Raw genomic sequence first — 12,839 nt, forward strand, 5'->3', positions numbered from 1 at the left:
GTTGGTCTAGATCCGGTACAGCGCGCACGCGTTGTCGAAGAATAGCGCGAGACGTTCTTCGCGCGAGCGCGCTGCGACGATCGTCTTGAAGCCGGTAAAAAGATCATCGAGCGTGACGACGAGGCTATCGACCGGAAAGTTACTCGCGAAGAGGCATCGCGCGACGCCGAAGCTTTCGATCGCATTGCGCACGATGCGTCCGTTGCGCTCGACACGCCAGCTTACGCCAGGTTCGCCGATCCCCGATATCTTGAGCCATACGTTCGGCGATCGCGCGAGCGCATCGAGCGCGGCGCGCCAAGCCGTTAGCGCTTCCTCGCTACGATCGGCGGGCAGGCCGGCATGGTTCACGATGATTTTCATCTGCGGAAAGTCGCGCGCGAGTTCTGCGGCTTCCTCGAAGTGCCACCACGGCGCCTGCAGTTCGAACATCAGGCCACTTTGCGCGAGCAACGCATAACCGCGCCGCCAGCGTTCGCAACGCATCGAGCCGGGCGCGGCGAAATCCGCGCGATGTTCCGCGCGGGGCACGGTCTTCGGTTTATGACGCACGCTGCGCACGAGCGGCATCTCGCGATAGGCGTCGATGACATCGGCGACATCGTCGCGATCGAGCCAGATCTGCGCGGCCATCGCGTTCGGCAAGCCGGTGCGTTCGTGCAGCGCCGTCGCCCAGCGCGCTTCGCCGAGCACGTCGCGCGGATCCCATTCGCCTTCCATCATCACCGTCTTCACGATGCGATGATTGCCCGCCTGCGCGAAGTAGTCGTCGGGCAGAAAGTTCTTGCAGATCGACGCGTAATCGCCGTAACGAAACGCGATGCGCGGCAGATCGCGCAGCCACGGATGATAGTTGCGCGACACGTCCCAGAAGTGATGATGCGCGTCGACGATGGGCAGATCGGCGTCGTCGCCGCTTTGCAGAAAGCGTTCGCGCAATGCTTCGATGCGTTCTTGCATCATGGCGTCAGCTCACGCGGTCTTGCGCCATGCGCACGGCGATGTCGAAGGCCTTTTGCGTGGCGCCGGCATCGGCGCGGCCCTGGCCGTGGATATCGAACGCGGTGCCGTGCGCGGGCGTCGTGATCGGAACGGGCAGGCCGCCGTGCACCGTGACACCGCGCCAGAAGCCCATGAGTTTCATCGCGATCTGGCCTTGATCGTGATACATCGTGACCACGCCATCGAAGACCTTCTGATCGCGCGCGCGCACGAAGATGGTGTCGGCGGGGAAGGGGCCTTGGGCGTCATAGCCTCGCGCACGCGCTTCTTCGACGGCCGGCGCGATCACGTCGATTTCCTCGCGGCCGAACGCGCCGTTGTCGCCGTTATGCGGATTGAAGCCGCACACCGCGATGCGCGGCTTGTCCACGCCCGCGCGCTTCAGACCATCGTGAATCAGTTGCACCGCGCCGACGATGCGCTCGGGCGTGAGCTTCGCGCTCACGTCCTTCAGCGCGATATGCGAGGTCACGCGCGAGGTCCACAATTCGTCGAGCACGTTGAACTCGCAGAACGCGCCGCTATAGTCGAGCTGACGCGCGAACCATTCCATCTCGTCGTTCGTTTCCATGCCGGCCATGTGCAGCGAAGTCTTGTTGACGGGCGCGAACAGCATCGCTTGCGTGCGGTTTGCGCGCGTCATCGCAAGCGCTTGTTTGAAGGCTTCGAGGCTATAACGGCCGCCGCGTTCCGTCGATACGGCGCGCTCGTAAGGCGCATCGTCGGGCAGGCGGAAATCGATGAGCGAGGGCACGCCGGTATCGCGCGCGGCGGCCGCTTCGTTGTCGATGACTCCATACTCGAAGCGTTGCTGCGCGATCTCCATGCCTTGATCGAGTTCACGCTTGTCGCCGATGATGAGCAGATCGGCGCGCGCGCGATTCTCGGGCTTCGCGATGAGACGCGCGATCAGTTCGGGACCGATGCCGGCGGGATCGCCGAGAAGCACTGCGATGCGAGGTTTCATGTCTGTATGGTCCGTTGTCGGTTATTAACGCGTGCGGCGCAGATCGATTGCGATCGAACCGAAGATATACACCAGCGCGCACGCGCCGTAAAAGTGCAGCACCGCATCGAAAGAGCCGGTGCGCTGAAGAATGAAGCCGGTGATGAGCGGAATCGAAATGCCGCCGACGCTGCCCGCGCAGTTCACGCATGCACCGAGCAGGCCCACGCGTCCCGGGCTTGCGAGCAGCGAAGGCAGGCTCCAGTAGAGACTGCCCCACATCAGCAGGAACGATGCGCCGCACAGCACGGCGACCGCGACGACGGGCGAAGTGATCGTCGGGAGCGCGGCGAATACGGCGAGCGTTGCGATGCCCGAGACCGCGATCATCGTCTTCACGACTTTACCGCGCGACAGATTCATCCCGCACAAGGCATCGCACAGGAAGCCACCGGAAAGCGAACCGAGCGCGCCCGCGAGGAAGATGAAGAAGGTCGCCGCGCCGATCTGCGAAAGGCTCAGACCGCGCGCCTGCGTCAGATAGCTCGGGCCCCACGTGAGCAAGCCGAAGAAGATCATCGCCCAGCTCATGCGGCCGACGCACATCGCGATGGTCGAGCGCAGCGGCAGCGGCGCATCGTCCTGGCTTGCGTGCATCGCCTTCGATGCGGGCGGCGCGCCGTCGTGGATATGCGCCAGTTCCGCGCCATTGACGCCGGGATGTTTCGCGGGATCGTCGCGCAGATAGCGCCATGCGAGCCATCCGCATGCGATGGTCGCAAGCCCCGCGACGACGAACGCGGTGCGCCACGAGCCGAACATGAGGATCAGGTTCGAGATCGCGAGACCGCCAATCGCGGCGCCGAGCGGCGATCCGGCATCCATCAGCACCGCGCCGCGCGCGCGTTCCTTGCGCGACAGCCACAGCGCGTTGAGCTTGCTGCCGGCGGGAAAGAGCGGTGCTTCCGCGCCGCCGAGACCCACGCGCAATAGCAACATCGACATGCCGCCGGTGGCTGCGCCCATCAGCGTCTGGAAGAGACCCCACAAGACAGTTGCACCTGCAACTACTTTGCGCGGGCCGAGTTTGTCGATGAGCCAGCCGCCCGGAATCTGCAACAGCGCGTATGACCAGAAGAAGCTCGACAGCACGAGCCCTTGCATCGCGGGCGAGAGCGCGAACTCCTTGGCGATGGTGGGCATCGCGATGGAAAGCGAGATGCGGTCGACGAGATTGATCAGCGTGATGAGGAACACCACGCCGAAGATGCGCCAGCGCACGCTCGTCACGTGTGTGGACGAGGCGGCGTCGTGCGCCGTGTGTGCTTCGATTCTGCTTTCCATGTTCGTCTCCTGTCGCCTCGGGCTGCATGGTCCCGTGGTCGCATCGTCATTCGATGATGTTGAAGTCGCTCAGATGCTTGTCGGACAGCGTGATGCCGAGGCCCGGCGTTTCATCGGAGAGTTGCAGATAGCCGTTCTCCGGCTGCGGTTCGCCGTCGAAGATGTAATAGAAAAGCTCGTTGCCGACTTCGACATCGAACACCGGGAAGAACTCGGACATCGGGCTCGCGGTGCTCGACATCGTCAGGTGATAGTTGTGCATCTGGCCCGCGTGCGGAATGACCGGCACGGACCACGCTTCGGCCATGGCGTTGATCTTGCGCGCCGCCGTGATGCCGCCGACGCGATTCGTGTCGTATTGAATGACATCGACGGCCCGGCGTTCGAGCAGATCCTTGAAGCCATAACTCGTGAACTCGTGCTCGCCGCCGGAGATCGGCACGATGTTCATCTTCTTGAGTTCCTGATAGCCTTCGACGTCGTCGCCGATCACCGGTTCTTCGAGCCAGCGCGGATTGAATTCGGCAAGGCGCGGCAACATGCGGCGCGCGTATTCCAGCGTCCAGCCCATATAGCATTCGAGCATGATGTCGACGTCATCGCCCGCAAGCTCGCGCAACAGTCGCACTTGTTCGAGATTCTTCGCCATGCCTTTCGGACCGTCTTTCGGGCCGTAGCCGAAGCGCATTTTCATCGCGGTGAAACCTTGATCGAGATAACCTTGCGCTTCGGCGAGAAACGCGTCGCGATCGTCGTTGTTATAGAGCTTCGATGCATAACACCAGATCTTCTCTTTCGTTCGGCCGCCGAGCAGCTTGAAGACGGGCTTCCTCACGGCCTTGCCCATGATGTCCCACAGCGCGATATCCATCGCCGAGATCGCCGCCATGCCGATGCCCTTGCGGCCCCAGGCGAGCGTGCGCCGATACATCTTCTGCCAGATGTATTCGTGATCGAACGGATCTTCGCCGATGGCGATAGGCGCGAGATATTCATCGACGATCTGCTTCGCGACGCGCGGCGCGAGCGCGCAATTGCCGATGCCGACGGTGCCGTCGTCGCATTCGACCTCGACGACGAGCCAGCCGTGAAAGCGGAACGAGCCCATTGCATCGCCGCGCTCGTAGAGGATATCGACGGCGTTCGTACAGAAATGTGATTGCGGCGGAACGACCTTGCCTTTCCATTCGAAAACGCGCGCGCGGACATGCTTGATCTTCATCTTCGGTGTCTCCGTGTGGTTCGATTGATGCCGCGCGCACTGCATGATGCGAGGGTTTGCGCGGCTGTTTCGGGTAGCGCTAGTGTGCGAAACTCCGCGATAACTGACCATTGAATAATTTGAATCAGGCTATTTCCTGGAGTTATCACTCGCATGATCGCGCCCGCTTCGACCATCCGCAAACGTCTGCGCTTACGTCATCTGCAATTGATGATGGCGCTTTCGGAAACCGAATCGCTCAGAAGCGCCGCCGACGAACTCGCGATGACGCAGCCTGCCGCGACGAAGGCGTTGAAGGAACTGGAAGACACGATCGGCGCGTCGCTGTTCGTGCGTCATGCGCGAGGCATGGAGCCGACGATCTACGGCGAAGCGGTGATGCGCTATGCGCGCGTCGTGTTCGAGGACCTCGATGAATTGCGCGATGAGCTCGCGGCGATCGAGGCGGGCGATATCGGCAAGGTGCGGATCGGCGCGGTGATGGCGCCTGCGCCTGACTTGCTGACGAAGGTGATCGTGGAGTTGAAGGAAGCGCATCCGCGCTTGCAGATCAGCGTGCAGATCGATACGAGCGATGTGCTCGTGCAGGCCTTGCAGCAGGATCAGTTGGATATTGTCGTCGGGCGCATTCCTTATGGCTTCTCAGCGCTGGATCTGACGTTCGAGACCTTGTCGGAAGAGGCGCTCGCGATCGTTGCGCGGCCGGATCATCCTTCTGTTGGTATTGCGGGCAAGCCGAAGCTCGCCGATCTCGCGAAGTATCCGTGGATCGTGCAGCCGCATCCGAGTCCGATGCGGCAGATCATCGACCAGACGTTTCGTGAGTCGCGTGTGGCGCCGCCGGTGAGTACCGTGGAGACTTCTTCGATTCTGACCACGTTGTCGCTGTTGCGGGATTCGGACATGCTGGCTGTGTTGCCTAGCTCGGTCGCGGATTATTATGCTGCGCTCGATACCATCGCTTCTTTGCCCACCCCGTTGCGGGGGCGTCTCGCGCCTTATGGGTTGATTCTCAGGAAGAACAGGCGGATTAGTCCTGCCACGCAGTTGGTGATTGAGGCTATTCGGAAGGCTTGAGGGTTTGGTTTTATTTTTGCTCTCGCCGGATCTCGTTTTCTTAGTGGTCTATTGGCGTTGCCCCTGTGCGGGAGCCGGCCGGCGAGCCCTATGGGACAGTGCGTCGGGGTTGGCGGCATTTACTGCGTCCTTGCTAAGCTCACATCCAATTGCTGGCACACAATGCTGCACATGACGAGAAGACAAACATCGAGAAGTGAGCGGGCGGCGCGTACTCGTGCGCCGGCAGACGCGCCACAGCGGACCGCGACATTGCCTAATTCCTTGGAAGACCCGAACTTGTCGGACAACACACGTTGGGGCACTCGGGAAGGAATGAGACTTCGACCCGCTTGCCGTTGGTCAGGCGAGAATGTTCATAGATATGAGTATCCGTTTCGACTTCTCCTCTAACGAAGCCAAGTTGTGTGAGCAACCGCTTTCCCGCAACTAAACGCGCCTCGGCGAGCCTTTGCGGATCGCGCTCAGTCGTTTCTGCATGTCCGCTAATTTGCGTTATCTCCTTCGTGACGTGTTGGGCATACGCCAACTGCTGTTTTGCTACCCACCCTGCGAGCCGAAGCACTTCCGCGGTCGGGACCTCCGCGCTGTCCTGATTGAAGTAGATGTCGAAGTTCTCGCTTGGAACGCAGGCGAGCACACCTGTCGACGCGGCGAGAAGCAGACTCGATACTGCTTTACATACTGTAGATGACATAACCGGCAATGCTGTCTGCATTCTCGATGGCTTGTTCTGGGTTGGTCTTGCCGAGCGGAAGGCACTCTCTCATGAAGTATCTCCAATCTTTGGTCGCCATAGTGTCGTTGAAGTGACTAGCCTCATGGATCAGTGTGGAAACCATCGAGTCCTTTGCATATGACACCGATCGCATTTCGCAGAAGGCCTCGCGTATCGCGATGGTGTGCGTCTCCGTATCTGGGGCACATACTTCCGCCACTGCGCCAAGGGCGTTACTCAAGTTTGGTGAGCACGAAATATGTGTAGCGTGATCGGGGTCCCATCGCACAAAGTTTTCGGCCTTCAAAGTCTTAAGAACGCGCGAGATGGCAGAAAGGCCCCTGATCAGAGTTTGTCGAGTCGTTTCGTCACATCTCCCGAACCATATGTCGACACGCGCTTCGTCCGCCTGATTCCATCGGCGAAGGTCGTTCAGACGGGCATCAGTCATCTGAACCGCTTCGTCTCTGCAAGAGAAGACCAATTCCCTAAATTGCGCATTGGTCATGTTCGGGCAGATGCGCTGCGTATTGACATACACATCCACGGACGAGCCTTTGACCGCGTTAGTCATCGAGGAATGAACTTCAAATATCTCTTTTGCCATTATTCTGCTTCTTCAATCTCGACCACGACTTTTTCGGTTAAGCTGGTTTTGATGCGTTGCGTCCGTCCTGCTTGGTCTGTCACACCTTCCACGGTCACGCCGTTGCTGCTGACCAGGCGATAGAACACGTTAGCGAGGGGGCGACCGTTCGTTCTGTCGCGAAAGACGTATTGTTCGTCGAAAACGGAAGCGATGGTTGGCATGCTCGCGCCGTGCGTGTTGCCACTACCCGCGCCGCTCTTGAGGAAAATGCCCGGTCTCTTCCCGATTACGACTCGATTCTGTTTGCATGGACAGAGCACGATATCGTTATCAACCACCGCATGACGGCCCTTCTCCTTTATGCCCTGTCCGGTCCCATGTATTTTGTAAGTGCCTTCGCAGTTCCCGCATGTCGCTTGGTCGTCGCTGAGAGCAACCTTTCTCTTGCCGTCGCGAATTGTTGATGTACCAGCGATGACATAGCCACCTGTTGTCGTTGGATCGCCCTCTCGTATTGCGGCTTTACGCATGGCGGATCCAGCAATGGAAAGCTCACTGCTCGTGCCCCGGCCATCGAGTACGTCGCGTTCTTGCATGTTCGTCAATCTGTTTTGTCGGAGATAACGAACGTAGCGGATTTAGGTATCCGACGGAATAGATTGGCGTAACTTTATGTTGACGAGCTACGATACTTTCGAAAACGATGGACAAGCCGTGTCAGAAGAGATGATCTACCCGGGCGTATGCTTGAATGCAACGTGACTGCGCAATGGTGAATTTGCAGTCGATAGGTGAGCGCCGTCCGAGATTGCAACATCGGAATAGCATCCTTCGACGGACGTGGTGGCGATGCTTGACGTCACCCCGGCCGCTGTGTTTAGCGACGACCGGGGACGAAACCGGGATCCAGCGAAAGAAATCCGAACAGCCGAATGACCGCAAAAACCCGCTACTCCGCAAACCCCAACTCCCTCCCAGAAGCCGCCGCACCAGCGCTATCCAACGCAATATCCGGCCGCATAAAAAACGTCATCACGATGCCAACCGCGAGCAACCCCAACGATCCAGCGAACGGCAAAGTCCAACTCCCGGTCCGATCGACGACAAACCCGAACACGATCGGCGAGAAAATCCCCGCGATAGCGGACCCCGCATTCACCAGCCCGCTGGCAATCCCGACATGTTTCGGCGTGATGTCCATCGGCACGGCCCAGATCGGTCCAATCGTCATCTCGAGAAAGAAGAACGACAGGCTCATCGAAGCAGCCATGACCGGCAGCGACTTCACGAACATCACCGGCGCGAGAAACACGAGCGCCCCGAGAAACGCGACGATGATCATGTTGCGCCGCGCCGAAACCACGCTGCCCGTGCGCTTCAGAATGCGATCGGAGATCACGCCGCCCGCCGTATTCCCGACGACGCCCGACAAGAACACGCCCGCCGAAAACAACGCCGAACTCTTCAGATCGAGCCCGCGTCCATGCATGAAGAACGTCGGCAGCCACGTGAAGAAGAGCCAGCCGGTCCAGCCATAGCAGAAGTAGACGAGCATCGTCGGCGAGATGCGCTTGAGCAGGCGTCCCCACGGCGTCGGTTCGCGCGTCTTGTCGACGGCGACCTTGTTCTCCGGCGGCAACTCCGCTTCTTCCTCGGCCGTCATATGCCGATGCTTGCGCGGATTGTCCGCGAAGTACCACGCATAAACGATCACCCACACGGCCGTCAGCGCGCCGACGAGCACGAAGGACGCACGCCACGAAGCGAACGCGACCAGCAACGCGATCAACGGCGGCGTAAGCGCGTTGCCAAGACGCGAGAACGAATGCGTGACCCCTTCACGAAGCCGCGCTTGCTCGCCGGATACCAGTTGACGAGCGCGCGCGCCTGCGCCGGCAGCGCCGCGCCTTCGCCGACGCCGAGCAACATGCGCGCGCAGAACAGCGACACGACGCCGCCCGCGAAACCCGTCGCGATCGTCGCGACGATCCAGATCGACGCGCACAGCACGAGCGTCGTCTTCGCGCCGAATCGATCGCTGAACCATCCGCCGATCACCTGGCAGATCGCATACGTATAGGCGAACGCGCCGAACACGAGGCCGACGTCGGTATTGGTGAGATGAAGATCGTCGCGTATGAGGCCCGCCGCAGCGGACAGGTTCACGCGATCGAGATACATGATGAACGACATCGCGCACATCAGCGCGAGCACGGAGCGGGTGACTCTGGGTCGATGCAGCATCTTCTATGTCTCCTCCGAGGCTTGTTGCGCGCTGGCTGATTCGTTGCGCGCGCTCTTTTATCGAGGACGGACCGCATGTCGATCCGACGCTCCGCAGTCTCGCGAAAACAGCGATAGCCGTCTATTGAATTCGCCTCATGAGGTGATTACCGGCGGTTATGGCTCGGCAAAAGACAAACGGCTCGCGTCCCGAAGGATCGCGAGCCGTGCATCATCGAGACGCGAAAAGGCGTCAGACCGTCGCGCGCATGCCTTCATCGTGAAGACGGAAGGTCTCCACCGCCGTGCGCAATGCGCCCGCCTGATCTTCCAGCGATTGCGCAGCCGCCGCCGCTTCCTCGACGAGCGCCGCGTTCTGTTGCGTCACTTCATCCATCTGCGTGACGGCGCGCGCCACTTGCTCGATGCCGCTGCTTTGCTCTTCCGACGCCGCCGCGATCTCGCCCATGATGTCGGTCACACGCTGCACCGCCGTGCTGATCTCCGTCATCGTGCGGCCGGCTTCATCGACGAGCGCGGCGCCCGATTGCACGCGCTCGACGGAGTTGTCGATCAGCTCCTTGATCTCTTTCGCCGCCGCCGACGAACGCTGTGCGAGCGAGCGCACTTCCCCAGCGACGACCGCGAAGCCGCGGCCTTCTTCACCGGCGCGCGCCGCTTCGACGGCTGCGTTCAACGCGAGAATGTTCGTCTGGAACGCAATGCCTTCGATGATCGTGATGATGTCCGCGATCTTCGACGAGCTATGGTTGATCTCGCCCATCGTCGTCACGACCTGCGACACGACATGGCTGCCCTTGCCCGCGATCTCCGACGCATTCGCAGCAAGCACGCTCGCCTGGCGCGCGTTGTCGGCGTTCTGCTTGACCGTGCCGGTCAGCTGATCCATGCTCGACGCGGTTTCCTGAAGCGCCGACGCCTGTTCTTCGGTGCGCGACGAAAGATCCACATTGCCCGCCGCGATCTGCTTGGTTGCGGACGCAATCGACTCACTGCCGCCGCGCACAGTGCGCACCGTATCGATGAGGCTCGATTGCATCGTCGCGAGACCGCGCAACAACTGGCCCATTTCGTCGTTCGACGTCACTTTCACGTTGCTGCGCAAATCGCCGCTCGCGATCGCATCGAACTGCGCAAGCGCCACATCGAGCGGACGCGAAATGCGACGGCGCAGCGACACCCACGAATAGAACGAAGCGGCGATGCCCACGAGGATCGCGATGATCGACGCCATGCGGAACATGCCGAAGACTTGCTGGCCGTTGTCATAGGCGGCTTTCGCCTGATCGAATTGCAGCTTGCGCAGCGAGATGCCCGTCTTCGCCAGCTCGTTGAACGAGACCTGCATCGCGTTCGCATCGGCGACGATCTTCGCCTGATCCTGCGCGCGTATATCGGCATAGCCTTCGTCGAGCAGCTTCTGCACTGCGAGACGCTGCGCGCCGAACTTCTCGGCGAGCACTTTCTCTTCCGGGCCCTGCGGCAATCCGGAGTACTTCGTCCAGGCTTCGTCGGAAGACTTGCGCATCAACGCGCCGCGTCCGATCGCTTCTTCCGCCGCGGGCGTGCCCACGTTCAGCGCCGCCCGATCGAAGGAGAGACGCTCGCGCGCCACGAACATTTCCGCATTGCCGACCGATACCGCGCTCGGCATTTCATTCGTGAAGAGGTCGTGCGTGACTGTGTTGGACTGAGTCATGCCGATCAGTCCGACCATGCCGACCGCGATCAGAAGTGCGCTCAGAAGCATCATGGCCAAGGCCAGTCGGCCTTTGATTGTGGAAAACATAGCTCTCTCAAGGTGGCTGCATCGCAAGGGCGCGTGCGCGAGCGGTGACGGCGATGCTTCGTCTGCCGCGCCGCCGATGAGTGCATCGGCTGATCTGTATAACGACCGCAGCGCAAAGTCCTTTAGAAAACGTTTAAATGATGTTTTAGCACGGTCATGCGAAGAAGCCTTGTTTCAAGGGTTTGCCGGAGCGAACCGGGAATCGACGGCGCATTGCAAGCGATTGTTCACATCGGCCCGGATCGACGACTAAACTTCATGCGAACTCACGAAGAGGCCACAGCGCATGTCCGCCGATGCACCGCATCTTCGTATCGCCAGCGAGATCAAGTTCTGGCCGCTCGCGCACGCGACGATCGCGCTGCTGCCTTTCGTCGCGCTTGCGCTCGCCACCGGCAACGCGCTATGGATGAAGGCGTCGCTGCTCGCGATCGCCACGACCATCGCGCAAGACCAGCTCGCGTTGAGACCGCCTGGCGTCGTCGCGCACGGACTCGCGGTCATCGCCGGGACGTATCTGCTGCTGCTTGCCGAACTCGTGCCGGCGTTCTTCGTCGTTGCGTGCATGACGCTCGCGGCGTGCGTGATTCTGCTGGCATCGCGCGGGTCGAAACTTCGCACGGTCGGCAACTGGACTTTCATTCCTGTGCTCATTCTCGCGAACGAACTGCACGGCGGACGCACCGTCGATGCGTTGTTGCACGCCGCGCCCGCCTGGTTGCCTTATCTCCTTGCCGCGCTCGTGCCAGCGATGTTGTCGGCGCATATGCGCTCGCGTGGCAAGCCCGCGTCACGCTGGTCCAATCTCGATGATTTCGGCGAACGCGCGCCCTTCGGCGAAGACCTCGCGGCGATGCTCGCAAGCGTCGGCATTGCCGCGATGATGGTCGTGTACGCGCACATGGATCACGCGAACTGGGTGATCTGGGGCGCGGCGAGCATCGTCACCGGTTCGGTCGATACGGCGCGCACGAAGCTGCGGAACCGCGCGTGGGGCGTGATCGCGGGCGTGCCGATCGGCATCGTGCTCGGGCGCTTCGTCGTGCCGCATTCGGGCATGGCCGTCACGCTCGCGACGCTCGCCGCGTTCCTCACGCTCGTCGCATTTCAGCGCTATATCGTCGGATACTTCTTTCGCTGCATGTTCGTTGCGCTTGCAATCATGCTGGCGAATCAGTCCGCCGCCGATGCGTTCGAGCGGCTCACGCATGTGCTCGCGGGCGGAGTCATCGGCATCGTGTGCGTGCTGGGCGCGCATGTGCTGGCGCGTCGCATGTCGCGTTGAATGTCCGCGGATCGAAGACGAAGAGCGTCGCCTTCACGATCGCGAGCCACATGCCGATGAACGCCGCCATCGCGCGCAACCATGCGCGGCCGCACATCGGCGTGAAGGCGGGCGATGACATCCAGCCGCCGGGCATCGGCCACTCGCTCATCGATGACATCGGTATGTGCATCGCATGAAACGCGATCACGCTCGCCACGACGACGAGCGCGATTATCGCGACGAAGCGGCTGCTCTCTCGTTCGATGTTCATGATGTCCTTCCTGCCAAGGCGCGTCGAGTACGGTGTTAGATTAGTCGCGGCCGTGCACGGCAAAGGAGTGACAAGTGTGTCGGGATTCGCATGGATTCGCTGATCACGGCGGCGGCGCGCGCGCTCGCGGCGGGTGATCCGCTCGGCGCGCTGAATCGCATCGCGTTGCGCGAGGATGCGAATGCGCTCGCGTTGCGCGGCATCGCAATGGCGCAGCTCGGCGACTTCGTTCGGGCGCGCGCGCTCGTCAAAAGCGCGGCGCGCGCGTTCGGCGCGAAAGAGGCGCTGGCGCGTTCGCGCTGCATCGTTGCGGAAGCGGAAATCGCGCTCGCATCGCGCGATCTCGCGTGGCCCGCGAAGGCGCTCGATC

11 protein-coding genes and 2 pseudogenes are annotated in these 12,839 nt (G+C 61.1%); 4 read left to right on the forward strand and 9 right to left on the reverse strand.

The genetic code is table 11. The features are described 5' to 3' along the window. Positions 1 to 6: 6 nt before the first annotated feature. From BG60_RS19940 to BG60_RS19955, 4 genes are read right to left on the reverse strand one after another with little or no spacing between them, the layout of a single operon-like run. Positions 7 to 963: an amidohydrolase family protein gene (locus BG60_RS19940; RefSeq protein WP_008348604.1), complete on the reverse strand. Its 957-nt coding sequence runs from the start codon at positions 961 to 963 to the stop codon at positions 7 to 9. Positions 964 to 967: 4 nt separating this feature from the next. Next, entirely contained in the window at positions 968 to 1,969 is a 1,002-nt protein-coding gene (locus BG60_RS19945) for a 4-hydroxythreonine-4-phosphate dehydrogenase PdxA (protein ID WP_008348602.1), read from the reverse strand. Between the two features lie 24 nt (positions 1,970 to 1,993). Further along, entirely contained in the window at positions 1,994 to 3,292 is a 1,299-nt protein-coding gene (locus tag BG60_RS19950; RefSeq protein WP_034472435.1) for an MFS transporter, read from the reverse strand. 46 nt (positions 3,293 to 3,338) lie between these two features. Further along, positions 3,339 to 4,514: an L-rhamnonate dehydratase gene (locus tag BG60_RS19955; RefSeq protein WP_008348598.1), complete on the reverse strand. Its 1,176-nt coding sequence runs from the start codon at positions 4,512 to 4,514 to the stop codon at positions 3,339 to 3,341. 153 nt (positions 4,515 to 4,667) lie between these two features. On the opposite strand from BG60_RS19955, the gene BG60_RS19960 reads away from it, so the two are divergent. Then, a complete protein-coding gene (locus tag BG60_RS19960) occupies positions 4,668 to 5,591 on the forward strand; it encodes a LysR family transcriptional regulator (RefSeq protein WP_008348596.1) in 924 nt (307 codons plus the stop codon). 677 nt (positions 5,592 to 6,268) lie between these two features. On the opposite strand, the gene BG60_RS19965 is transcribed toward BG60_RS19960, so the two are convergent. The 4 genes and pseudogenes from BG60_RS19965 to BG60_RS19980 all read right to left on the reverse strand — a co-directional run bounded on the left by BG60_RS19965 (position 6,269) and on the right by BG60_RS19980 (position 10,895). After that, a complete protein-coding gene (locus tag BG60_RS19965) occupies positions 6,269 to 6,916 on the reverse strand; it encodes a M35 family metalloendopeptidase (RefSeq protein WP_008348594.1) in 648 nt (215 codons plus the stop codon). Further along, complete coding sequence (locus BG60_RS19970) at positions 6,916 to 7,494, reverse strand: PAAR domain-containing protein (RefSeq protein ID WP_051996552.1); 579 nt, start codon at positions 7,492 to 7,494, stop codon at positions 6,916 to 6,918. Before BG60_RS19970 ends, BG60_RS19965 begins: the two co-directional genes overlap by 1 nt. Before the next feature lie 353 nt (positions 7,495 to 7,847). Then, positions 7,848 to 9,142: pseudogene (locus tag BG60_RS19975) on the reverse strand (MFS transporter). 232 nt (positions 9,143 to 9,374) lie between these two features. Then, entirely contained in the window at positions 9,375 to 10,895 is a 1,521-nt protein-coding gene (locus BG60_RS19980; protein WP_008348591.1) for a methyl-accepting chemotaxis protein, read from the reverse strand. Here BG60_RS19980 and BG60_RS39060 point away from each other — a divergent pair. Then, a complete protein-coding gene (locus tag BG60_RS39060) occupies positions 10,894 to 11,184 on the forward strand; it encodes a hypothetical protein (RefSeq protein ID WP_162483412.1) in 291 nt (96 codons plus the stop codon). The two genes, BG60_RS19980 and BG60_RS39060, sit on opposite strands and share 2 nt — an antisense overlap. 33 nt (positions 11,185 to 11,217) lie before the next feature. Further along, entirely contained in the window at positions 11,218 to 12,216 is a 999-nt protein-coding gene (locus BG60_RS19985; RefSeq protein WP_008348589.1) for an FUSC family protein, read from the forward strand. On the opposite strand, the gene BG60_RS38275 is transcribed toward BG60_RS19985, so the two are convergent. Next, positions 12,158 to 12,469 carry a hypothetical protein gene (locus BG60_RS38275; protein WP_033536235.1) on the reverse strand — a complete coding sequence of 104 codons (312 nt, stop codon included), beginning with the start codon at positions 12,467 to 12,469 and terminating at the stop codon, positions 12,158 to 12,160. The genes BG60_RS19985 and BG60_RS38275 overlap by 59 nt on opposite strands. Positions 12,470 to 12,559: 90 nt before the next feature. On the opposite strand from BG60_RS38275, the pseudogene BG60_RS19995 reads away from it, so the two are divergent. Next, positions 12,560 to 12,839 (forward strand): annotated as a pseudogene (locus tag BG60_RS19995) (helix-turn-helix domain-containing protein); the annotation flags it as partial.

The organism is Caballeronia zhejiangensis (assembly GCF_000698575.1).
GTDB lineage: Bacteria > Pseudomonadota > Gammaproteobacteria > Burkholderiales > Burkholderiaceae > Caballeronia > Caballeronia zhejiangensis.

What these genes read in the sequence shown, in the direction of transcription:
- BG60_RS19940 (WP_008348604.1), bottom strand. Translation starts at nt 963, where the DNA reads ATGATGCAAGAACGCATCGAAGCATTGCGCGAACGCTTTCTGCAAAGC.
- BG60_RS19980 (WP_008348591.1), bottom strand. Translation starts at nt 10,895, where the DNA reads ATGATGCTTCTGAGCGCACTTCTGATCGCGGTCGGCATGGTCGGACTG.
- BG60_RS19950 (WP_034472435.1), bottom strand. Translation starts at nt 3,292, where the DNA reads ATGGAAAGCAGAATCGAAGCACACACGGCGCACGACGCCGCCTCGTCC.
- BG60_RS19985 (WP_008348589.1), top strand. Translation starts at nt 11,218, where the DNA reads ATGTCCGCCGATGCACCGCATCTTCGTATCGCCAGCGAGATCAAGTTC.
- BG60_RS19965 (WP_008348594.1), bottom strand. Translation starts at nt 6,916, where the DNA reads ATGGCAAAAGAGATATTTGAAGTTCATTCCTCGATGACTAACGCGGTC.
- BG60_RS19960 (WP_008348596.1), top strand. Translation starts at nt 4,668, where the DNA reads ATGATCGCGCCCGCTTCGACCATCCGCAAACGTCTGCGCTTACGTCAT.
- BG60_RS38275 (WP_033536235.1), bottom strand. Translation starts at nt 12,469, where the DNA reads ATGAACATCGAACGAGAGAGCAGCCGCTTCGTCGCGATAATCGCGCTC.
- BG60_RS39060 (WP_162483412.1), top strand. Translation starts at nt 10,894, where the DNA reads ATGGCCAAGGCCAGTCGGCCTTTGATTGTGGAAAACATAGCTCTCTCA.
- BG60_RS19945 (WP_008348602.1), bottom strand. Translation starts at nt 1,969, where the DNA reads ATGAAACCTCGCATCGCAGTGCTTCTCGGCGATCCCGCCGGCATCGGT.
- BG60_RS19970 (WP_051996552.1), bottom strand. Translation starts at nt 7,494, where the DNA reads ATGCAAGAACGCGACGTACTCGATGGCCGGGGCACGAGCAGTGAGCTT.
- BG60_RS19955 (WP_008348598.1), bottom strand. Translation starts at nt 4,514, where the DNA reads ATGAAGATCAAGCATGTCCGCGCGCGCGTTTTCGAATGGAAAGGCAAG.